This window comes from Allorhizobium sp. nf9_anc (genome assembly GCF_056323085.1).
The window spans coordinates 183,504-207,275 of the sequence record NZ_CM150481.1 but is presented as its reverse complement, the minus strand read 5'-3'; the positions used below and the strand labels follow the sequence as shown (position 1 = coordinate 207,275).

The following is a 23,772-nucleotide window of genomic DNA, read 5'->3' as shown; positions in this document are numbered from 1 at the left end:
GCCCTGCTAGCTTCATCCTCGACCAGCAATGCGGATTTGGGAGGAGATGCATGTCGCGGGCCGCAGACCTCATCACCTTCAATGAAGCAACCTCGGCCGAGGCCTTCGCGAACCGTTTCGGCACGCCGGATGACGCCACGGCGCGCCTTCTGTCGGCCGTCGTCGGCCATGTGCATGAGCTCATCAAGGAGTTCCGCCCCACCCAGGAGCAGTGGCGCAAGGTCATCGATTTCCTCACCGAAGTCGGCCACGCCTCGGATGAACGCCGCCAGGAATGGGTTCTGTTTTCAGATCTCGTCGGCGCTTCGGCTCTCGTCGAAGAGATCAACTCGCGTCGCCCTGCCGGCGCCACGCCCAACACGATCCGCGGCCCCTTCTTCAGAACCGACACGCCTGAGCGCGCGCTGGGCAGCTCGATTTCATTGGATGGTATCGGTGAGCCGCTTGAGGTCGAAGGCCGCGTCGAAGATCTCGATGGCCTGCCGATCAGGACTGCCGAGATAATCACATGGCAGGCGAACGCCGAAGGCTATTACGAAAACCAGCAGCCGGATCTGCAGCCGGAATTCAACCTCAGGGGCCTTTTCCGCGCCGACCAGGACGGACGTTTCCACTACCGAACCGTCAGACCCGCAGGCTATGGCGTACCCGGTGACGGTCCCGTCGGACGGCTGCTCGCGCAGGCGGGCTACCCTCTGCATCGCCCGGCACATCTGCATTTCGTCCTGCGCGCGCCGGGCTTCGAGACGATTACCACGCATATCTATGACGCAAGTGATCCACGGCTCGGGGAGGACGCCTTGTTCGGCGTGCGTCCGGAACTCGTTCGACCGTTCGAAGCCGATGGTCAGTCGGGCACAAAGGTCAGCGTCAAGTTCGTCATGATCCGTGCGCGACCGGGGAAGAGCAAATGAAGAACTTTACCTACATGGGGAGCCCGGCCCGTATCGTCTTTGGCTCCGGCCGCAGCGCGGACATTGGCGCACATGTGGAAGCACTCGGCTGCCACCGCGCACTGGTGCTTGCTACGCCGCATCAAAAGACTGATGCCGAAGCTCTCTCCGAGAGGCTCGGCGCCTTGTCTGTCGGCGTATTTGCCGGCGCCGTGATGCACACGCCGGTCGATGTCACTGAAACCGCGCTCAAACTCGTCCAGGACACCCGCGCCGACTGCGTGGTCTCACTCGGCGGCGGCTCGACCACAGGCCTCGGCAAGGCGATCGCCTATCGCACCGATCTGCCGCAGGTGGTCATTCCCACGACCTATGCCGGCTCCGAAGTCACCCCGATCCTTGGCCAGACCGAAGGCGGTCGAAAGACGACGGTCCGGAACGCCAGTATTCTGCCGGAAGTGGTGATCTATGATCCGGATCTTACCCTTGGTCTTCCCGTCGGCATGAGCGTCACGAGTGGCTTGAATGCCATGGCCCATGCGCTCGAAGGTCTCTACGCCCAGGATCGCGATCCGGTCTCAACGCTGATGGCGCTCGACGGATTGCGCGCCTTCAGGGATAGCCTTCCAGTTCTGGTGAAGAGCCCTCAAGACACCGATGCGCGGGCGGAAGCGCTGTACGGCGCCTGGCTCTGCGGCACGGTGCTCGGCACCGTCGGCATGGCGCTGCACCACAAGATCTGCCACACGCTGGGCGGCTCTTTCAACACGCCCCATGCCGAAACCCATGCAGTCATGCTGCCGCATACGGCCGCCTTCAATTCCGGGGCCGCCGAACAAGAGCTCGCGGCAGCCGCCGAACTCTTCGGTGGCTCGATCGGGGTTGGTCTCTGGGATTTTGCCAAGTCGATCGGCGCGCCTCTGTCGCTCAAGGATTTCGGGCTTGTTGGAGCCGATCTCGACCGCGCCGCCGATATCGCTGTCGAAAACCCCTACTGGAACCCGCGCCCGATCGACCGAGCGTCGATCCGCACACTTTTGCAAAAGGCCTGGGAGGGCGTAAGGCCCGACTGACCGAGACGACATCTCGCGCTTGGCGCACTCTTTGGGAGGAGAGACGATGATGGGAGGAAACATGTTCACGAGACGCAAATTCCTGCAGACGACGGCAGCCGGCGGTGCCGTGCTGGCAACTTCGGGCCTTGCGGCGCCCGCGATTGCGCAGTCAGCGGCGGTCAAGCTCGGCTATGTCAGCCCACAGACCGGACCGCTCGCGGGATTCGGTGAGGCCGACAAGTTCGTCATCGACAGCTTCCTCGCCACGACGAAGAAGATGGGGCTGAACTACGAGGTCATCGTCAAGGACAGCCAGTCCAACCCGAACCGCGCGGCCGAAGTCGCCAAGGAGCTGATCGTCGACGACGAGATCAACCTGATGCTCGTCTCCTCAACGCCAGAAACCACCAATCCGGTGTCTACTACCTGCGAAGCCGAGCAGGTCCCCTGCCTGTCGACGGTCGCACCCTGGCAGCCCTGGTTCATCGGTCAGCAGGGCAATCCAGGCGATCCCGCCAGCTGGAAGCCGTTCAACTACGCCTACCACTTCTTCTGGGGCCTCGAGGACATCATTGCCGTCTTCACCGGCATGTGGGGCCAGATCGAAACCAACAAGAAGGTAGGCGGTCTCTTCCCCAACGACGGCGACGGCAATGCCTGGGGCGACAAGGTCGTCGGCTTCCCGCCGGTCCTCGAAAAGCTCGGCTATGGTCTCACTGACACCGGCCGCTATCAGAACCTGACGGATGATTTCTCCGCCCAGATCAATGCGTTCAAGCAGGCCGAGACAGAGATCCTGACCGGCGTGATGATCCCGCCTGACCTCACCACCTTCTGGAACCAGGCCAAGCAGCAGGGCCTGAAGCCGAAGATCGCCTCGATCGGCAAGGCGCTGCTCTTCCCGCAGACGGTGGACGCCCTGGGTGATGCCGGCCACAACCTCTCGACCGAAGTCTGGTGGACGCCGTCTCATCCCTTCAAGTCCTCGCTGACAGGCGAAACGGCTGCCGATGTGGCTGCCGCCTTCACCACGGCAACGGGCCGCACCTGGACACAGCCAATCGGCTTTGCCCATGCGCTGTTCGAGCTCGCCGTCGACGTGATGAAGCGCGCCGAAGACGTGACGGATGGCGATGCGGTGGCCAAGGCGATCGGCGAGACCAAGCTCGACACGCTGGTCGGCCCCATCGCCTGGAACAACGCAAACCTGCCGCCCTTCGCCCAGAAGAACGTCGCCAAGACCCCGCTCGTCGGCGGCCAGTGGCGGCTGAAATCCGGCGGCGGTTACGATCTGGTCGTCGTCGAAAACGGTCAGGCACCAAACATCCCGCTCGGCGGCAAGATGGAAGCGCTGAACTGAACCCTGTGAAGCATGTGGCTACGCGGTGTCCCGTCCTTGTCGGGGCGCCGTAAGTCTGACGGAGGAGTGTCCATGCCGATCTTGGAACTGAATGGTGTGTCGAAGTCCTTCGGGGCCCTTGTGGTTGCCGAAGACATTTCTTTTTCCGTCGAAGCAGGCGAGGCGCTTGGCGTCATCGGGCCGAACGGCGCCGGCAAGTCGACGCTGTTCAACCTGATCACCGGTAACCTCTCCGTCGCCAAAGGCACTGTTCATTTCGATGGGCGTGACGTGACCAATGTCCCGCCAATGCAGCGCTGCTTTGCGGGCATGGGCCGCACCTTCCAAATCCCGCAGCCATTCGAGCGGCTGACGGTCTATGAAAACCTGCTTGTTGCCGGCGCCTTCGGCAGTGAAAGCAGCGAAGCCGAGGTTTCCGATTTCTGCGCCGAGATCCTCGTTGAAACCGGCCTCATCGCCAAGGCCAATCGCCCGGCCGGCAGCCTGACCCTGCTGGAGCGCAAGCGGCTGGAGCTCGCCCGGGCGCTTGCCACTAAACCCAAGCTTCTGCTGCTCGACGAGATCGCCGGCGGGTTGACCGAAGGCGAATGCCGACAACTGGTCGCGACGATCAAGCGCGTCCACCAGCGCGGCATGACCATCATCTGGATTGAGCACGTCCTGCATGCGCTGAATGCCGTCGCGGAAAAGATCCTGGTCCTCAACTTCGGTCGGATGATTGGCAACGGCGATCCGCAGACCATCATGAATTCGCGCGAAGTTCGCGAAATCTATTTGGGCATGGAGGTCTGACAGATGAGCCTCATCGAAACGAAGAAACTCACCGCCTTCTACGGCGACTTCCAAGCCCTGTTCGGCGTTAACATCATCCTCAATCCCGGCGAGACGATTGCCGTCATCGGTGCCAATGGTGCGGGCAAATCGACTCTGATGCGCTCGATAGCAGGCGTGTTGCGCAATGACCCCGTCGCGGTCCTGCATCGCGGCCAGCCGATCGGCGCGCTCGCCGCACCCGACGTTATGGCCCGCGGTATCGCGCTTGTTCCCGAAGGTCGTCGACTGTTCCCATCGCTGACGGTCGAGGAAAACCTGCTCGTGGGCCGCCATGGCCGAAAGGTTGATGGACCCTGGTCGCTGGAAACGATCTATGAACTTTTCCCGATCCTGAAGGAGCGGCGCCGCAATCCCTCGACAGCGCTTTCTGGCGGCCAGCAGCAGATGGTCGCAATCGGCCGTGCGCTGATGTCCAATCCGGAAGTCCTGCTCTGCGATGAGCTCAGTCTCGGCCTCGCTCCCGTGGTCATCAAGGACATATACGCCGCCTTCCCCCGCATCCGGGAAACGGGTGCGGCGATCGTCATCGTCGAGCAGGACATCGCCCAGGCACTGAAGGTCGCAGACCGGGTCTATTGCATGATGGAAGGTCGGGTCACGCTCGAAGGGCGCCCCGCAGAGCTCGACCGCGCCGACATCCACGCAGCCTATTTCGGAGCGGAGCCCCATGAACTGGCTTGATACCATTCTCCAGGGCATCCTGCTCGGCGGCCTCTATGCCCTCTTCGCGGCAGGCCTATCGCTGGTCTTCGGCATCATGCGGCTGGTCAATCTCGCCCATGGCGACCTGATTGTCTTTTCAGCCTTCCTGATCCTGATGCTGGTCTCGACGCTGGGGCTCAATCCCTTCGTGGCGGCACTGATCGCCGGCCCACTGATGTTCGGGATCGGCTACCTGCTGCAATATCATCTGCTGAACCGGACGCTCGGCAAGGATATCCTGCCACCGCTACTCGTCACCTTTGGCCTGTCGATCGTCATCCAGAACGGGCTTCTCGAAGCCTTCACTGCCGACAGCCAGCGCATACCCGCAGGCGCGCTCGAACAGGCATCGCTCTCGCTCGGTGGCATCAACGCCGGCGTTATGCCGCTGCTCACCTTCGCCTCCGCGATCCTGGTCATCGTCGGCCTTAACCAACTGATCTACAAGACCGCCCTCGGACGCGCCTTCCGCGCGACCTCAGACGATGTCGTGACAGCAGGCCTGATGGGCATCCGCCCGAACCAGATCTTCGCCATCGCAACCGGCCTTGCCATGGTGATCGTCACGATTGCCGCCCTCTATCTCGGCACCCGCGCCAATTTCGATCCAACCGCAGGCCCAGCCCGCCTGATCTATGCCTTCGAAGCGGTCATCATCGGCGGCCTGGGCTCGCTCTGGGGCACGCTTGCAGGTAGCATCATCTTAGGCGTCGCCCAAACGCTGGGAGCCGCGATCAACCCGGAATGGCAGATCCTATCGGGCCATATCGCCTTCCTGCTCGTTCTGCTGTTCCGTCCGCGGGGTCTCTTCCCGCGCGCTGTCGATTGAGGTGACGATGAACGCCAACAGAGAAATCCTGTCGAACGTCATGCGCCCGACGCCATCCTGGCGGGTCGAAACCCGCACCCGCCTTTCGGCGCTTTTTTCGATCGCAGCCATCCTCTTCGTGCTGCTCTTGGCAGCAGCCCCCTTCGTCGTGTCGCGCGGCGTTGTGCAGGATCTGTTCTTCATCCTCACCATGCTGGCGCTCGCCCAGAGCTGGAACCTGCTGGCCGGTTATGCTGGATTGATCTCCGTCGGCCAGCAGCTTTTCGTCGGCTGCGGCGCCTATGCGCTTTTCGGCTTCGTCATCCTTCTCGGTGTCGATCCTGTTCTCGCCATCCCGCTCGCCGGCCTCTTCGCCGTCCTCGTTTCCATCCCGACGGCCTTCTTCGCCTTCCGCCTCTACGGGCCCTATTTCGCCATCGGCACCTGGGTCATCGCCGAGGTCGGGCGCCTGCTATTCGCTCAATGGAAGGCCCTCGGCGGCGGCACGGGCACGTCACTTCCGCGCGACGCGACGCGCGAGATGTTCGGTGTCTCGTTCCTCGAAGATTGGTTCGGCATGCGAACCGCAGCCGCCGCCGACGCCATCGCCTTCTGGCTGGCGCTGCTCGTGCTCGTCCTGACGATCTGGTTCGTCTACCGCCTGCTGCGCTCGAAGCAGGGCTTGGGCCTTGCTGCCGTGCGCGACAACGAGACGGCAGCCCGGGCACTCGGGGTGGACGCCCAGAAACTGAAGCTGGTGATCTATCTTTCGACAGCCTTCATCACCGGCGTCGTTGGCGCACTCATCTATCTGCAGAAGGCCCGCATCTCACCCGATGCCGCCTTCTCGCTCACCGACTGGACGGCCTATGTGATCTTCATCGTCGTGATCGGCGGCATCGGCACCATCGAGGGCCCGATCCTCGGCGTCATCATCTTCTTCCTCATGCAGAATGCGCTGTCGAGCTACGGGTCCTGGTACCTGCTGCTGCTCGGCGCGCTCGCCATCGTCACCATGCTTTTTGCGCCGCGCGGGATCTGGGGCCTGATCACCGACCGTACCGGCATCGAACTCTTTCCGGTCCGCCGCACCTTGAGGGGTGGATCGCTTGAACAAACGACAAAGGGAGGGCCACATGGCTGACATTACAACCGACGTCCTGATCATCGGCACCGGACCGGCCGGCTCGGCAACGGCCGCATTGCTCGCAAGCTACGGCCTTGAGCCCATGGTCATCAACCGATACCGCTGGCTCGCCAACACGCCGCGCGCCCACATCACCAACCAGCGCACGATGGAGGTTCTGCGCGATCTCGGCCGCGAAGTCGAGGACGAAGCCTATATGTTCGCGACCGAGCAGGATCTGATGGGCCAGAACGTCTTCTGCACGGCGGTCGCCGGCGAAGAAATCGGCCGCATGCAGAGCTGGGGCAACCATCCGCTGTCTCGCGCCGAACATCTCCTGTCCTCTCCCGGCCGGATGAACGACCTGCCGCAGACCTATATGGAGCCGCTGCTCTTCAAGACCGCCTGTTCGCGCGGTGCGCAGTCACGCATGTCGACGGAGTATCTGAGCCACGTACAGGATGCAGACGGCGTCACCACGACCTGCCGTGATCGGTTGACGGGCAAGGACATCACCATCCGATCGAAGTTTCTGGTCGGGGCCGACGGCGGCAACTCCAAGGTCGCCGAACACGCAGGCCTCTCCTTCGAAGGCAAGATGGGTGTCGCCGGTTCGATGAACATCCTCTTCGAATGCGATCTGTCGCGCTACGTCGCCCACCGCCCCTCAGTGCTCTACTGGGTGCTTCAGCCGGGCGCCGATGTCGGCGGCATCGGCATGGGTCTGGTCCGCATGGTCAGGCCATGGAACGAGTGGCTGATCGTCTGGGGCTATGACATCAACCAGCCGGCACCGGCCGTCGACGATGCCTTCGCCACCAAGGTGGTGCGCGATCTCGTCGGCGTTCAGGACCTGCAGCCGAAAATCAAGTCGGTTTCCACTTGGACCGTAAACAACATGTACGCAACCACGATGTCGAATGGACGCGTCTTCTGCATGGGCGACGCCACCCACCGCCATCCGCCGTCGAATGGCCTGGGATCCAACACCTCGATCCAGGATGCCTTCAACCTTGCCTGGAAGCTGGCCGCCGTTATCCGCGGCCAGGCCGGCATGGGGCTGCTCGACAGCTACCAGGCAGAGCGCGCGCCCGTTGCCAAGCAGATCGTCACCCGCGCCAACAAGTCGATCGAGGAATTCGGCCCGATCTTCAAGGCGCTCGGCCTGCTCGATTCCGTCGACCCGGTGAAGATGCAGGAAAACATGGACGCCCGCTGCGACGACACCGCCGATGCAGAAAAACAGCGTGAGGCGATCCGCCAGGCGATTGCCCACAAGGTCTACGAATTCGACGCGCACGGCGTGGAGATGAACCAGCGCTACAAGTCAGGCGCTGTCGTGACCGACGGCCAGCCGGAACCGGCTTTCGAAAAGGATGCCGAGCTTCATCACCAGCCGACCAGCTGGCCCGGCGCCCGCCTGCCGCATGCCTGGCTCTTCGGCCCAGAAGGTGAAAAGGTCTCAAGCCTCGACCTGACCGGCCATGGCGTCTTCACCGTTCTGACCGGCATCGGCGGCGATGGCTGGGTGGCTGCGGCAAAATCCCTGTCGAAGGAATTCGGCCTGCCAATTACCGTTCACAAGATCGGCCCCCGACAGACCTGGCAGGACTTCTCCGGCGACTGGGCGCGCGCCCGCGAAATCCGCGATTCCGGTGCTCTTCTGGTTCGCCCGGACCATCACGTTGCCTGGCGCGTAGAAGCCGCGGTCGCTGACCCCGAAGGCGAGCTGCGGCGCGTCCTGAAAGCCATTCTGGACCGGTGAGGAGGGAACATGGAAGCACATGAAAAGGGCTACTTCACCGAGGAGACCTCCGTCTACGTCGTCACAGGTCGCAATGCCAACGCCAAGGACGAGCGTCTCAAGCAGGTGATGGAGGTCATCACCCGCAAGCTGCACGAGGCGGTCAAGGAACTGGAGCCGACCCAGGACGAGTGGATGGAGGCGATCCTCTTCCTCACCCGCACCGGCCAGATGTGCAACGAATGGCGGCAGGAATTCATCCTGCTGTCAGACGTGCTCGGTGTCTCGATGCTGGTCGACGCCGTCAACAACCGCAAACCCTCGGGCGCTTCGGAAAGCACAGTCCTCGGCCCCTTTCACGTGGCCGACGCCCCCGAACTGCCGATGGGCGCCAATATCTGCCTGGATTCCAAGGGCGAGGACATGGTGATCGAGGGCCGCATTCTCGATACGGACGGCAAGCCGATCGCCAATGCCGTGATCGACGTCTGGCAGGCGAATGACGAGGGCTTTTATGATGTCCAGCAAAAGGGCATCCAGCCCGACTTCAACCTGCGCGGCGTCTTCCGCACGGGACCGGACGGGCACTACTGGTTCCGCGCAGTAAAGCCGAAATTCTACCCGATCCCCGATGACGGCCCAGTTGGCCAACTTCTCGGCAAGCTTGGACGCCATCCCTATCGCCCGGCGCATCTGCACTACATCATCAAGGCCGACGGTTACGAGACGCTGGTGACGCACATCTTCGATCCGGATGATCCCTACATCCACTCGGACGCGGTCTTCGGTGTGAAGGAAAGCCTTCTGGCAGAGTTCGTCCGGAAGAACGATCCGAAACGCGCCGCAGACTATGGCTTCACCGAGGAGTTCTGGGAGGTGAAGCACGACTTCGTGCTGGTCCGCACTTAGCCGTGACTCTTTGCCGCTCATGACCGTTGATGATCCCGCACGCACTGCGTCGCGGGATCTATCCGGTTGAGGATGACGATAGAGCAATCGGTCCTTTCCAAGGGAATTGCGCCAGGTTGATCAGCGATAAAATCAACTCGCCGATCGCCGTAGTCTCATCCCTGCCCTGTTGCCGGACCGCGCCGCCAAGAGCTCTAAGGTGCTGGCGCAGCACCTCATAATCACGCCCCGATTAAATCAAGATATTCTAAAATAATAGTCATAACGCATCAGGAACGGTTAATGTTGCCAACGAATTGAATAAGCAGCACGACACCCGCTTGAGGCTATTCACTTAGACTGCTTTGACGGGAAGCCCCGACTATCACCAAAAATGAACACGCCAGTATTAACCGAAAGTTAATCAAGTGCTTCCTGAAACATGCCGCTTATGTTAGATATACCCCTGAGAGGGTGGGGGTTATGCTTGTACGTGTCGCGTTTGTAGACGATCATCCGATATTGTTGGAGGGCTTGGTTAGCCTATACAGGACCAAGACCGATCTTGATGTCGTGGCGATGGGTCACACCACCGTCGACGCACTGAATATTCTTGAAACCCATCATCCTGATGTCATCGTGATGGACCTGAGCATGCCGGGAGACTCCTTCGCGGCGATAGATATCATGCTTGCGTCCTATCCTGACACGAAGGTTATCGTCTTCACGGCCTCAAGCGCGATCCAGCCGGCGGTAGAGCTGATCGAGGCAGGCATCAGCGGTTACGTCCTCAAGGGGGCATCGTCCTCCGACCTGCATCACGCGATCATCAGCGCCTATGGCGGCGAGACCTATATTACCCCAGGCTTCGCCACCAAGGTCATCGTGTCGATGAAGACGGCGGAGCTGCGGCGCAGGGCACAACCGGCCGAGCGTCTCCATCATCGTGAAGAACAGATCGTCAGCGGTCTGTTGAAGGGGCTTACGAATCGAGAAATCGGCGTCACCCTGAACATCAGCGAAAAAACCGTCAAACACTACATGACGTCACTGATGAGCAAGCTCAATGTCCGCAACCGCGTCGAACTCGTCATCGCGGTCAAGAACAGGACATCCCCGCGCGATCGCATCGCAAGCTGACGATCTCGCTATTCGTTGCCGATCGGCAAGCTTGCGATCGCAAACGACCCGTTTCGGCGCGGAAAATACCGCATCCGCCCGCCAAAACTGCGGATCCGCCGTTTCTGGCTGACCTTGCCCAAGCGCACCCTCTGCACTTCCCGTTTCGACGACAGTACAGGACGCTGGCCGATGTCCACCACGGCGACGAAGAGCCGCCCACGCTTGAAGCTGCAACGGACCATGTGGGAATTGCTGCTGGCATGGCGATAGCTGTTCATCAGCCCTTCCAGCACGAACCGGTAAAGACAGATCGACAGATCCGGAATGCGCAAGTCGATGCCAGCACTTCCAATCAAGGTCGTCTCCCGTCCGGTGATCTCGAGATAGCGCTTGGTCGCAAGCTGCAAGGATTCATCGATCGTGGCGTGTTCGAGTTCAGGCAGCACGAGCCCGGCAGACAGGTTGCGGACCTCGTCCAGAACATTGCCCACCAGATCCAGGATCTTGTTAAGGGCATCACGCGTGGGCTGGGAAACATCGGGGCGCGGTGTCACAAGATCGCTCAAACGCAGTTTCACCAGCGTAAGCAGCTGCACGGCTCCATCATGCAGATCCGCGCCGATCTGATCCAGTATGCGTTCATTGAGCTTGCCGGCTTCGACCCGGGCATTGTCGGCGAGCAGCCGCAGGCGGTTGTTCTCGACGGAGAGTTCTATGGCGTTGCGAAGGCTTTCCCGCAGCGTTCGTCGCTGCTGCTCGATCAGCCGCGCGCCCTTTCTGACGACGAGATAAAGCAGTGACAACATCGGGACTGACAGCAGAAGCACACCGGCCATCGAAGTGCTCCGGGTTTCAGCGATCTGGCGTTCGAGGACTTCGGACTCCTCGTAGATTTCCCCCGCCAGCAAGACCTCGCCATCCGCAGATCTTACAAGAGGACCATAGATCTCCAGAAGAGATTGCGATGTCTCTTCGTCACTATACTGATGTTTGGCGACCGTCGTCCGCGACACTACGGTCTGACCGGCAAGCGCTTGCTGGAGTTCTTCGAAAATCACGGGCTCTTGGGCAGACGTGCCGGGCGGAAAGATCTGCCGGCCATCGGCCGTCCAGATCTTGATGTTGATGATCCGCTGTCCGGGCGGTCCCTGGCCGATCAGGTTGTTGATCTTGCCTTGAAACACATCATCGAACCGAAACTCGCCGTTCTCCGAGCGTTCGACCAGCGGAGCAACGAGGGCCTGCATCCTGACAGCGCCGGCAGCGCCTGCGGCATTGCGGGCCGCCTTTTCCACCTGAGCAGCCACAAAGAAGCTGACACCAGCCATCAGACCAAAGACGATCATCGACGCGGCAATCAGGAACTGCGCCGACAACGACAGTGATCCTAGCCTGAGCCACACGCGTTGCACCAATCGCAGCGCCGGCCTGGCGCTTTCCTCTTTCATCGAATTGGTGTGCATCAAACCAAGCCGAGTTCTGTCCAGACCTGCAGCATGCCACTCCCCCGATTTTGCGCAGATCTGCAGTATTGTTTCTGCAGTTTCCGCCACCCCTCTTTATTCTATATTCATGCACGCTTATGAGCTTGTTGTCGACCACGCCTTTAGAAAGCTCAGACCAAGGTCTGAACCGGGATTGGACTTTGATCCTACAATAGGCGGGACCAAGTTCCCTTCCTGTTTTCGCCGCATGTGCCACGCTGCTTTCCTGACAAATCCCTGACAGCACGTCACGGGGATGAACATCGGAGGCGGGGGCACCCCGGTAGCGTTATGGTCCAGATCAATCAGCACGATCTCGAATTCATTCTTCGCCAGATCAAGATCGCAGAAGCGAACTCGACAGCGCATTCCGGAACCTCTGCCGTGGACCTCCTCGACATTTGGGTCGACGAAGCCGGGAATACGTTTCGGCTGAATGGCAATGGAAATGTGCTCAACACCGCCGGGGCGGAGATCCTGGTTGACGGACTGCCGCAGAAGCCAGCAGATCTCGGTCTCATCCAGGCTCTGAGCGCTGAACATGTGCCTTACGGGCTTCGCACGGTGGATGGCACCTACAACAATCTGCGCGAAGGGCGTGAGAACTGGGGTGCGGCGGATCAGCCGTTCGAGCGGCTGCTGGAACAGGGCTGGCGCGCGGCGGACGGCGATACATTCCAATTGTTCGCCGGAATTGCCAACAACGCACCGGTCTTTGTCCCGATAGCCAATAGCGCCTATACGCCTGGCGGTGCCGTCGCGGATGCCGACCCACGCCTGATCTCCAACCTGATCGTCGACCAGACACTCGCCAATCCGGCGGCGATCTACACGGCATTGGTCCAATCCGGCTATTCCAGCGATGTCATGGCGGCTGTCACTGCGATCCGGACGGAATACACAACGGCGCTTGAGGCGGCAAAGGTCGCAAATGCACTCGAACTGCCGGCCGATCAGAAAACGCTTGCCGTCTTGGTTGCCGAAGTCACCGACGCACTTGCGAAGGATCGTGCCGCATTTGCAAGTCTCGAAACACGCTTCGGCCTGACGTTCGATGAGCAGACTCTCGCAGATCTAGAGGCAATCGAAAACGCCCTCGCTCAGTCCGGCTATCAGGGCGATGTCATGTTGGCGGCGAGTGAGATCAGTGGGGAATTCACCACGGCTCTGGAGGCGGCAAAGGTCGCAAATGCGCTGTTGCTGCCGGAGGACCAGAAGACAGTTGACATGTTGGCGACCGAAGTCGCCGACGCGCTCGCGACGGACCGTGCGGCCTTTGTGGGGCTTGAAACGCGCTTCGGCGTGGCATTCGACGGCCCCTCGGTGCTCATTGAAAACGTGGCACCGGATGAAGGTCTCTCCGCTCCCTACAATTCCTGGTTTACTCTGTTCGGTCAGTTCTTTGACCACGGCCTCGACCTGGTCGAAAAGGGCGGCAACGACAAGATCTATATTCCGCTCACTCCGGATGACCCGCTCTATGTCCCCGGAAGCTTCACCAACTACATGGTGCTGACGCGGGCACCGCAGCAGCCCGACAATTTCACCACGCCGTTCGTCGACCAGAACCAGACCTATTCGTCGGTCGCCTCGAAGCAGCTCTTCCTGCGCGAATACAAGCTCGTCGACGGCAAGCCGATGGCAACCGGCCATCTGCTGGAAGGCGCCAAGGGCATTGCCACCTGGGCAGAGGTCAAGGCTCAGGCCAAAAACATCCTCGGGATCAACCTGACCGACGAGTATGTCGGTTCGGTGCCCCTGTTCGAGATGGACGCTTACGGCGAGTTTGTTCGCGGCCCGAACGGTTTTCCGCAGCTCGTGACAACTGGAGGTCTTGTTGAAGGCGTACCCGGCGCTGGAGCGATCAGCCTCAACACTGCATTGCTCACGGGCCATGCCTTCCTGGACGACATCGCGCACGATGCCGTGCCGGTTATTGTGGGTGGCGTGGCGGTAGCTGACGGAGATGCGGCCGTCGGCCTATCCAACGCTGGCGGCGTCCCGGTCCCTCGGATTATGGGGCAGCTGCAAGCCTATGACAACGAGCTTCTCAATGCCCATTTCGTCACCGGCGACGGTCGCGGCAACGAAAACATCGGTCTGACCGCGGTCCACCACATCTTCCATTCCGAACACAACAACACGGTGGAACAGGTCAAGGAGCGCGCCATCCAAGCGGCGCAGAACGGCGATTTTGCCTTCTTGAACGAATGGCTTGCGACCGATGTCCAGTCTTTGCCAGGTGGGACCCTCGCGGCCATCAAGAATGCGTTGAACTGGGATGGCGAACGCCTCTTCCAAGCAGCGCGTTTCACAACGGAAATGCAGTACCAGCATCTCGTCTTCGAAGAATTCGCCCGCAAGATCCAGCCTGACATCGACGTCTTCGTCTTCAATCCGTCGATGGACATCAATCCGGCCATCTTCGCCGAATTCGCCCATGTGGTCTATCGTTTCGGCCATTCGATGCTCAACGAAACGGTCGACAGCGTCAGTGCCACGGGCGTCAAGTCCTCGATGGATCTCTTCGACGCCTTCCTCAACCCGGTCGACTATGCCAACGGGATTAGCGCCGACCAAGGCGCCGGCGCCGTCATCCGCGGCATGACCGGTCAGGTCGGCAACGAGATCGACGAATTCGTCACGGACGTCCTGCGCAACCACCTGGTCGGCATTCCGCTCGATCTGGCAGCGCTCAACATCGCTCGCGGCCGTGAAACCGGCATTCCGAGCCTGAACGAGGCCCGCGCCCAGTTCAAGGAAATTGCCAACGGCGACACCCAGCTCGACCCCTACAAGAACTGGGTCGACTTCGGGATGAACCTGAAGAACCCCGCGTCCATCGTCAACTTCATCGCAGCTTACGGCACGCATTCCTCTATTACGTTGGCGACCACGGCTGAAGCCAAGCGCGACGCGGCGATGAAACTGGTCTTCGGCGATAGCTCGGTGAATGAAATTGACCGGCAGGCATTCCTGAACGGTACTGGCATCTATGCCAACAGCCTCGGCGGCCTGAACGACGTCGACCTCTGGGTTGGCGGCCTGGCCGAAAAGAAGATGGCCTTCGGCGGCATGCTGGGCTCGACCTTCTCCTTCGTGTTCGAACTGCAGCTGGAAAACCTGCAGAACGGCGACCGCTTCTACTACCTGTCCCGCACCCAGGGCCTCAACCTGCTGAACGAGTTGGAAGCCAATTCGCTGGCCGAACTCGTGATCCGCAATACCGATATCGGCGAGAGCGGCTATGCGGTACCGGGTGACATCTTCTCGGTTCCCGACCACGTGCTCTATGTCGATCCGCTCGAGCAGGCGAAGTGGGCAGGCCCTTACCCGGTCGGGGGAGACCGCTTCCAGAACGCGCTGGCACCCATGGTGCAGCGGGATCCAAGTACCAACTTCCTCCAGTTCAACAGCCTCGACCACGCCCTCATCCAGGGTACCAATCAGGACGACACGATCATCTCCGGCGGCGGCGACGACACCGTCTGGGGCCGTGGCGGCAATGACCGGATCGAAGCCGGCTACGGTGTCGACAAGGTCCATGGAGGCGAAGGTAACGACATCATCACCAATTCCGGAACGGACATCGGCGAGACCGACTTCCTCATGGGTGAGGAAGGAGACGACGTCGTCCATGGCGGTTCGGGCCTGGCGCTCGTCTTCGGCAACCAGGGGTCCGACGTCCTCATTGCCGGCCCCGATGGCAAGGAAATGTTCGGTGGCGAGGGTGACGACTTCATGCTCGGCGGCGAAGGCGGCGACTTCCTGCTCGGCAACGAAGGCGACGACTGGATTGAGGGCGGCAACGGCTTCGACACGACAGCCGGCGACAATTCCGAACTCTTCTTCAACTCCACGATCATCGGCCATGACGTCATGTTCGCCGGTGAGAACGAACACGATTTCGACGCAGAGTCCGGCGACGACATCATGGTGCAGGGCGAAAGCGTCATGCGCAATGAAGGCATGTGGGGCTATGACTGGGCGATCTACAAGGGCAATAGCGAAAATGCCGATGCGGATCTGACCAAGCCGATTTTCACGACCGACCAGCAAGACATCCTGCGCAATCGCTTCGACGCTGTCGAAGGTCTGTCGGGTTACAAGCAGAACGACGTGCTTCGCGGTGACAATCGCGCGACGGCCTTCCCGTCAACGCCGGATCCCGAGGCCGAGCCGGGTGCGAACCTTGCCGGGGCCGAAAACACCATGGTCCAGCACCACCTCAGCCAGGCAGGCATTGATCGCATCGCCGGACTGCGGGAACTGCTGGGCAACCTCGTCCAGACATCAACAACTGTAGGCGAAGCCGCTCGCGAGGCTGAAATCGCGTTCGACGACGGCAATATCCTGCTCGGCGGCGGCGGCAGCGACCTCATCGAAGGCCGCGGTGGCGACGACGTCATCGATGGCGACGCCTGGCTTAACGTCCGCATCCGCATCAAGGATGGCAACATTATCTATACCGCAGACAGCCTGGCCGGTCCTGTCTATCTGCAATCGCAGCTGGTCAACGGCGAAATCCCGGCGAACACTCCACCCGCCTTGGGAGGCAAGGCGCTGTCTGATCTCCTGCTGGCGCGGACCATCACACCGGGCCAGATGGAAATCGTTCGCGAAATCGTCAACGGCGGCAAAACGGGCGATGTCGATGTCGCCGTGTATTCCGACGTCCGGGCGAATTATTCTATCGATCAGAATGCCGATGGCAGCTTCACGGTCACGCATGTGCAGGTTGATCCCACAGGTGCGCTTGGGTTGATCAATTCCGATGGCGTCGACCGCTTGAAAAACATCGAGGTGCTGCGGTTTGCAGATGGCGATGTTTCGCTGACGCCGCCGAAGCTCTATCTGCAAACGCCCTCGAGCCAGTATCGCGACAACTTCAATAATCCGGCTCATAACAACTCCGATGGAACCGCAGCCTGGGCTTCATCCTGGGTCGAAACAAACGATACCGTCACGGGTAATGTTGTAATTAACGGCCAGATCCAACTCGATGCTGGTCAGAACCAGGGATCCAATCAGCTTCGCTTCGTGGGCGGTGATGGTGCGCAGATCCAAAGAGCGGTAAATCTTGCCGGAGCGACAACCGCGACACTTGCCTATTCAATTCAGGAAGAAGGCCTCGATGCGAACGACAACGAGTCCGTCCGTGTTTGGTTCTCCAGAGACGGCAGCGAGGCAAACTTCGTTCAGGTCGATGTCATCAACAGCAACACAAACAGTGCCAATCGCAGCATTACGCTGACCGGGCCTTTCACTGAAAATGCGACCGTTCGGTTCGTGACGACGGCGCTCGGCAACAATGATCAGGTGAGCATCGACAATCTCGCGATCACCTACACCACCGCTCCCGTGGTCAATTACGAGACGACCTTCACGGAAGACGGAGCCGACCGGAACGTGGCCGCAAGTCCTGTCATCATCGAAAATGATCGGATCGTCTCGGCGCGCATCGTTCTGACGAATGCACAGCAAGGGGATAGTTTCGACATCCCGAATAACCTGCCGGGCAATATCAACAGTTCGGTCGACACGAGTGTTGCCGGTCGCATAACGGTTACCCTCACCGGCAACGAGCCGCAGATCGGCTTCTGGCAAGCCGCGATCCAGGCGATCGAGTTCCGCAACAATTCTGAGAATCCCAGCATCATTGACCGCATTATCGAAGTTACGATCAGTGACGGTGTCTTCAACAGCAACACCGCGACGACGACGATCAACGTGGTAGCAGTCAATGACGTGCCGAATGCTGGGAATGACGGTGTCATCACCAATGTCCAAGGCAGCTTCACACTGCCCGATTGGGTACTGCTGCAGAACGACACCGATCCGGACGGGGTCCTGTCGATTACAGGCGTGACGGAAAACCAGACCCAGTTTGGGGTCCAGCGATCGGGCGCTTCAACCACCTTCACCTACACGACCGACACGAACAGGACCGCAACCTATACCGTCAGCGACGGGGTAGCCTCCGATACGGCGTCTGTGAACATCTCCTTTGACGCCAACAACATCAACGGGACCAACGCCGGGAACATCATTGTAGGTGACGCCGCCGGATCCACGATCGCGGCTCAAGGAGGAAACGACGTTATCTTCACCGGCGCAGGCAACGATACCGTCGATGCCGGAACGGGCAATGATATCATCGTCTGGAACGTCGGCGACGGCCGTGATTTCGTCAACGGCAACACTGGAAACGATACGGTCATCGTCAACGGCGACGGCACAGACGAAGTCTTCCGGGTCTATTCCCGCGCGGCAGCGCTTGCCGCCGGCATCACTGGACTGAACGGGGCGACCGAAATCGTCATCACCCGCGGTGGCACGACGAATGCCAACATCATCGCCGAGCTCGACAACATCGAGGAAATAGTCATCAACACGGGTGCCGGTACCGATCAGGTCATTCCGATCGGCAACTTCAATGCGACCAGCCTGAACGTCAACACAATCACGATCAATGGCTCTGAAGGGAACGACACGGTTGATATCTCCGGTCTTGCCTCGGCACACCGTATCCTTTTCCGGTCGGCTGGTGGCCAAGACACCATCATCGGAACGCTCAGAGCCCAGGACGTGGTCGAGATCCCGGAAGCGGCGGATCCGGCAAGCTACAGCCTGGTGCTCAACGCCAATGGAACCAAGACCCTTTCGAATGGGTCGCATTCGATAACCTTCTCCGGCGAGACGCCTCAGCTGGCCGTGCCGGGTGAGCATTCGGAGGGTGAAGGAAACAACCCGGACGATGTTCCCGGCCCCGCGGGCGCCTTCGAATACACGGCGCGCGATATCCAGGGCATCACCAACCTCCTCAAGGGCTTGCCCGCCTTCGAGGGAGAAGATGATACGGCAGGTGCTGGCGGCGTCCGTGATCTCTCGGGCAACGGTAACAACATCGACAATCCGACGTTCGGGTCCGCCGATGAACCCTTCATCCGTCTGACCGACGCCCGCTATGGGGCAGGCGTCGAGCTGGACGGCCAGGGCAACATCATCAACCGGGCGCTCAACCCGATCTTCGACGGCCTGGATCCGCGGGCGATCTCGGACGCAATCGGTACACAGGAAGCAAACCTGCCGAAGGCGCCGAATGACGCCAACATCTTCTTCATGGCCTTTGGTCAGTACTTCGACCACGGTCTGGACTTCCTGCCAAAGGGCGGGGCCGGCAAGGTGATCATCGACGGGGTGGATACCTCGAGACCGATGGCACCGAACTTCACGGATCTGACCCGCGGTTCGGTTGCCAATGAGCTGGAGACGGCGAGCGACACACCGGAGCACCTGAACAAGGCCTCACCCTATGTCGACCAGAACCAGGTTTATGGTTCCAATATGATTGTTGGCCAGTTCCTGCGAGAAAGCGACGGAAATGGTGGTGTCGGTTCGCATATCCTGATGGGCCCGGTTGACCCGTCAGCGCCTGGCTTCCACCTGATGTCAACGCTGCGTGAGCTGCTCGACCATCACCGGATGGCCCAAACTGTCTTCGAGGGCCCCAACCTCGGGACAGGCAAGACCTTGCTCGAATACTATCCGACCCTGTGGACAGAGGCGGGTGGCTACAACATGACCGTCGTCCAGCAGCTTGCCGGGGACTTCATGGGATCAAGCCACGCCCTGCTGCTGGATGCCAACCCGATGATCAGCCCGCTCGACCACTATATCGGTGGTGACGGTCGTGCGAACGAGAACTTCACGCTGACCTCGATGCACACGATCTGGGCGCGCAACCACAACTTCCATGTCGAGAAACTGGAGGCCGCTGGCTTTGAAGGGACGCCGGAACAGCTCTTCCAGGCGGCCAAGATGGTCAACGAAGCCGAGTACCAGCGTGTCGTCTTCACGGAGTTCGCCGATGCACTCATCGGCGGCATCCAGGGCAATGGCAGCCATGGCTTCGAAGCCTATAACGACCAGGCAACCGCCAGCATCAGCCACGAGTTTGCCGCGGCGGTCTACCGCATCGGCCACTCGCTGATCGGCGACACGATCACGGTCAAGGGCCCGGATGGCCAGAACGTCTCGGTCAACCTGTTCGACGCCTTCCTCAACCCGACCAACGACGCTTACGCGCCGGGGCAACTCGCTCAGCTGCAGCAGATGGGCTACAATCCCCAGCCCGGCTACGAGCAGCTCGGCACGGGCGCGATCCTGTCCGGTATCGTCGAGCAGCCGGCAGAAGACGTCGACTTCAACGTCGTCGATGCGGTTCGCAACGACCTCGTCCGCATCCGGGCCGATCTCTTCGCCTTCAATGTGGCGCGCGGTCGCGATGTCGGTCTCGGCACGCTCAACCAGGTCAAGGCCGATCTGCAGGCCTCGACCGATCCTTACATCAAGTTCGCAGTCGAATTCCTGGAAGCGAATGGCGGTTCGATGAACCCTTATTCCAGCTGGCAGGACTTCCAGCAGCGCAATGGCCTGAGTGATGTCGTGATCGCCCAGTTCATCGCGGCCTATCCGGACCTCGTCCTGCAGGCCAGTCAGATCGATGCGTTCAAGGCGATCAATGGCGACATTGTCACCGTTCGCCAGGATGGCACCGGTCTCGTCAAGGGCATCGACCGCGTCGATCTCTGGGTCGGCGGCCTTGCCGAGGAGCACTTCAACGGCGGCATGGCCGGCTCCACCTTCTGGGTCGTCCTGCACGAGCAGTTCGACCGCCTGCAGGAAGCCGACCGCTTCTACTATCTCGAGCGTTTCGACAATTTCGACCTCTACGAAAACTTCATCGACGGTCAGGGCTTCTCCGACATCGTCACCCGCAACACAGGCCTCACCGGCCTGCCCGAAGACATCTTCTCCTCCGACCTCGAAGACGGTCCGGATGGGGATGGTGACGCGGGCGGTGACGACGACGGCGATGACGACGGCCAGACCGACAATGGCGGTGATGACGACGACAACGACAACGATGGTGACACCGACGGCGAGGATGACGGCGACGACGATGGTGAAGACGACGGCGACGGATCTTCGGACGGAGACGGCGAAGACGATGGCAGTGGCGATGGGGACGACGATGGAGAAGGCTCCGGCACCGACGGTGGTGCAACGCCTACTCCTGTGCCGGTCGCAGCGCTGACGCTGATCGGAACGGCGGCTGCGGACGCGCTCATGGGTGCCGCAGGCAATGATACGATCCTCGGCGGTGCGGGCACCGATATCCTTGTCGGCCAGGCCGGTTCGGACATCCTGCGCGGCGAGGACGGTGATGACGTGGTAACCGGCGGTGACGGTGACGATTTCATCAATGCGGGTCTGGGCGATGACGAAGTGCATGCCGGAGAGGGCAAGGACATCGTCTTCGGCGGGGCTGGCTCTGACCAGATCTTTGCCGGTGCCGGCAACGATGTTGTCGAAGGCGGGGCCGGAGACGACCGTATCTGGGGTGGCGAAGGCGACGATACCGTCATCGCCACGCTCAACGACGGCAATGACACCTACTACGGCGAAGCGGGCATCGATACGCTCGACTACGCCGCAAGCAGCGCAAACCTGACGGTCGATCTTGGCAATGGTTTGAACGATCGCGGATCGGTCGCGGGCGGCACAACGGGTTCCGACACCTTCTACGGTTTCGAGAACTTCGTCGGCGGTGCCGGCCACGACAAGATCACGGCCTCGACGGCGGTCAACATCATCGATGGCGGACTTGGTGACGACGTCTTCAAGTTCACCTCAGCAGCGTCTGCAAATGGCGACACGATCTATGGCTTCCAGACCGGCGACCGGATCGACTTCACCGGCATGAATCCAAACGGGACGATGAAGCTGGAAGCGGGCCAGATGATCGATGCGATCGGCGACGTGACCATCACGCACGAGATCCGCGACGGCGAGGAGTTCACGATTATCCGTGGCAACACGCAAGGCGACAATGCCGCAGACTTCGAACTCTCGCTGCATGGCCGTCACAACCTGACGATCAACGACTTCCTCGGCGTTTCCTGAGGACTGCATGGACAGACTGTCCGGCCCGGGCGGGGCCGGACAGACAACTTTGAGTGGGGGAACTCATGAGCAAGCAGTCGAGCTACAAACTCTCGGGTATCGGCCTGGTGACCGGATTCGTCTTCGGTCTGTCGGGGATCATCAACATCTTGGCGCTGACCGGCGCCTTCTACATGCTCCAGATCTATGACCGGGCGCTGACCAGTGGCAGCATCCCGACCTTGATCTGGCTCTCGGTGATCGCTGTCGGGCTCTACCTGTTCCAGGGCCTGTTCGATATCCTGAGGTCCCAGATGCTGGTTCGCTTCGGGTCGAACGTCGACCGGCAAATCGCACCCCTCGTGCATCGGGTGGTGATCGATATGCCGCGCTTCGGCTATTCCTCGGCGGAAGCCTCCGAGCGCGGACGCGATGTCGATACCGTGCGCAGCTTCCTGTCCGGTGCGGGACCGGTAGCGCTGTTCGACCTTCCCTGGATCCCGGTCTATCTCGTCTTCGTCTGGCTGCTGCATCCGATGCTCGGCATGCTCACACTGGGTGGCGCGCTGTTCCTCGCCTGCCTGACGATCGCAGCCGAACTCCTGTCGCGCCGCCACGCCAAGGAAATGACGCGAGCTGCCATCCAGCGCAACAACGTCTCGGACAACCACGTCCGCAACGGCGACATCCTCTATTCTATGGGCATGACCGACCGCGCGATCGACCGCTTCGAAAGCGCCAACCGCCGTCATCTCGACACTCAGACGGCGACCTCCGACATCGCCGGCACCTTTGCCGGCATCTCCAAGGTACTGCGCATGATGCTGCAGTCGGCGACACTCGGCCTCGGCGCCTATCTCACCATCCAGGGCGAGATGTCGGCCGGCGCCATCATCGCCTCGTCGATCGTCACGGGCCGTGCCCTTGCCCCGGTCGACCAGGCGATCGCCCAGTGGAAGGGCGTGATTTCCGCCCGCCGCTCCTGGTCGCGCATCAAGGACACGCTCGCTGTCCTCGATCGTCCCAGCACGCAGTTCGATCTTCCGACGCCGAGCGAAGGCCTCGTCGTCGAAGGCATGACGACGGTCGCACCGACCACGGGCACCGTGCTCCTGAGCGAGGTGTCGTTCGAGCTGACCGCCGGTCAGGCACTGGCACTGATCGGCCCGTCAGGTGGCGGCAAGACGACGCTTGCACGCTCGCTTCTCGGCATCTGGCCACTGCTGCGGGGCTCGGTTCGCGTCGACGGCGCAGATCTCAAGCAATGGCCGACCAGCTTCTTCACGCAGAATGTCGGCTATCTCCCGCAGGAAGTGGCCCTTCTCGACGGGACTGTTGCCGACAACATCGCCCGTTTCGATCCGGATGCCGATTCCAAGATGATCTTCCGGGCCGCACGCGCCGCCGGCATCCATGACCTGATCGTGCGGCTTCCCAATGGCTACCAGACCCAGATTGGACCAAGCGGCCAGTCACTCTCGGCTGGGCAGAGGCAGCGCGTCGCGCTGGCTCGTGCGCTTTACGGTGATCCCTTCCTGGTGGTGCTTGACGAGCCGAATTCGAACCTCGATGCCGAGGGCGAAGAGGCCCTGATGAAGGCAATCGTGAAGGTCCGCGAACGCGGCGGCATCGTCGTCATCGTCGCGCATCGCCCGAGCGTCCTTCAGGCCGTCGACATGGTCGGCGTCGTGCAGGGCGGCAAGCTCGTCTCCTTCGGTCCGAAGGAGGAGATTATCAAGGTGGCAGCCAACACGTCCGAGAAGAAGTCCTTGCGTCCGGCCCGGACGCTATCAGTCGCAGCGGAGTGA

General features: G+C 60.9%; 13 protein-coding genes. 12 read left to right on the top strand and 1 reads right to left on the bottom strand.

Annotation, left to right across the window (positions count from 1 at the left end):
* Window positions 1–50: 50 nt before the first annotated feature.
* The 10 genes from AC02Y0_RS00845 to AC02Y0_RS00800 all read left to right on the top strand — a co-directional run bounded on the left by AC02Y0_RS00845 (window position 51) and on the right by AC02Y0_RS00800 (window position 10,550).
* Entirely contained in the window at window positions 51–914 is an 864-nt protein-coding gene (locus AC02Y0_RS00845) for a dioxygenase family protein (protein ID WP_476381654.1), read from the top strand.
* A complete protein-coding gene (locus AC02Y0_RS00840) occupies window positions 911–1,966 on the top strand; it encodes a maleylacetate reductase (protein WP_476381653.1) in 1,056 nt (351 codons plus the stop codon). Before AC02Y0_RS00845 ends, AC02Y0_RS00840 begins: the two co-directional genes overlap by 4 nt.
* A gap of 61 nt (window positions 1,967–2,027) precedes the next feature.
* Window positions 2,028–3,308: an ABC transporter substrate-binding protein gene (locus AC02Y0_RS00835; protein ID WP_476381651.1), complete on the top strand. Its 1,281-nt coding sequence runs from the start codon at window positions 2,028–2,030 to the stop codon at window positions 3,306–3,308.
* A 72-nt stretch (window positions 3,309–3,380) separates the two neighbouring features.
* Window positions 3,381–4,100, top strand: a complete 720-nt coding sequence (locus AC02Y0_RS00830) for an ABC transporter ATP-binding protein (protein WP_476381649.1) — start codon at window positions 3,381–3,383, stop codon at window positions 4,098–4,100.
* A 3-nt stretch (window positions 4,101–4,103) separates the two neighbouring features.
* Window positions 4,104–4,823 (top strand): ABC transporter ATP-binding protein, encoded by a 720-nt coding sequence (locus AC02Y0_RS00825; protein ID WP_476381647.1) that lies wholly within the window; start codon window positions 4,104–4,106, stop codon window positions 4,821–4,823.
* Window positions 4,810–5,673: a branched-chain amino acid ABC transporter permease gene (locus AC02Y0_RS00820; RefSeq protein ID WP_476381645.1), complete on the top strand. Its 864-nt coding sequence runs from the start codon at window positions 4,810–4,812 to the stop codon at window positions 5,671–5,673. Before AC02Y0_RS00825 ends, AC02Y0_RS00820 begins: the two co-directional genes overlap by 14 nt.
* A gap of 7 nt (window positions 5,674–5,680) precedes the next feature.
* Window positions 5,681–6,796, top strand: a complete 1,116-nt coding sequence (locus tag AC02Y0_RS00815) for a branched-chain amino acid ABC transporter permease (protein WP_476381643.1) — start codon at window positions 5,681–5,683, stop codon at window positions 6,794–6,796.
* Window positions 6,789–8,543 (top strand): FAD-dependent oxidoreductase, encoded by a 1,755-nt coding sequence (locus AC02Y0_RS00810; RefSeq protein WP_476381641.1) that lies wholly within the window; start codon window positions 6,789–6,791, stop codon window positions 8,541–8,543. Before AC02Y0_RS00815 ends, AC02Y0_RS00810 begins: the two co-directional genes overlap by 8 nt.
* Window positions 8,544–8,552: 9 nt before the next feature.
* Window positions 8,553–9,431, top strand: a complete 879-nt coding sequence (locus AC02Y0_RS00805) for an intradiol ring-cleavage dioxygenase (RefSeq protein WP_476381639.1) — start codon at window positions 8,553–8,555, stop codon at window positions 9,429–9,431.
* A 462-nt stretch (window positions 9,432–9,893) separates the two neighbouring features.
* Window positions 9,894–10,550, top strand: coding sequence for a response regulator (locus AC02Y0_RS00800; protein ID WP_476381637.1), 657 nt, complete (start codon window positions 9,894–9,896; stop codon window positions 10,548–10,550).
* 8 nt (window positions 10,551–10,558) lie between these two features.
* Here AC02Y0_RS00800 and AC02Y0_RS00795 read toward each other — a convergent pair whose 3' ends face one another.
* A complete protein-coding gene (locus AC02Y0_RS00795) occupies window positions 10,559–11,908 on the bottom strand; it encodes a sensor histidine kinase (protein ID WP_476381635.1) in 1,350 nt (449 codons plus the stop codon).
* A 399-nt stretch (window positions 11,909–12,307) separates the two neighbouring features.
* Here AC02Y0_RS00795 and AC02Y0_RS00790 point away from each other — a divergent pair, with 399 nt between their 5' ends.
* Complete coding sequence (locus AC02Y0_RS00790) at window positions 12,308–21,985, top strand: peroxidase family protein (RefSeq protein ID WP_476381633.1); 9,678 nt, start codon at window positions 12,308–12,310, stop codon at window positions 21,983–21,985.
* 65 nt (window positions 21,986–22,050) lie between these two features.
* Window positions 22,051–23,772 (top strand): type I secretion system permease/ATPase, encoded by a 1,722-nt coding sequence (locus AC02Y0_RS00785; protein ID WP_476381631.1) that lies wholly within the window; start codon window positions 22,051–22,053, stop codon window positions 23,770–23,772.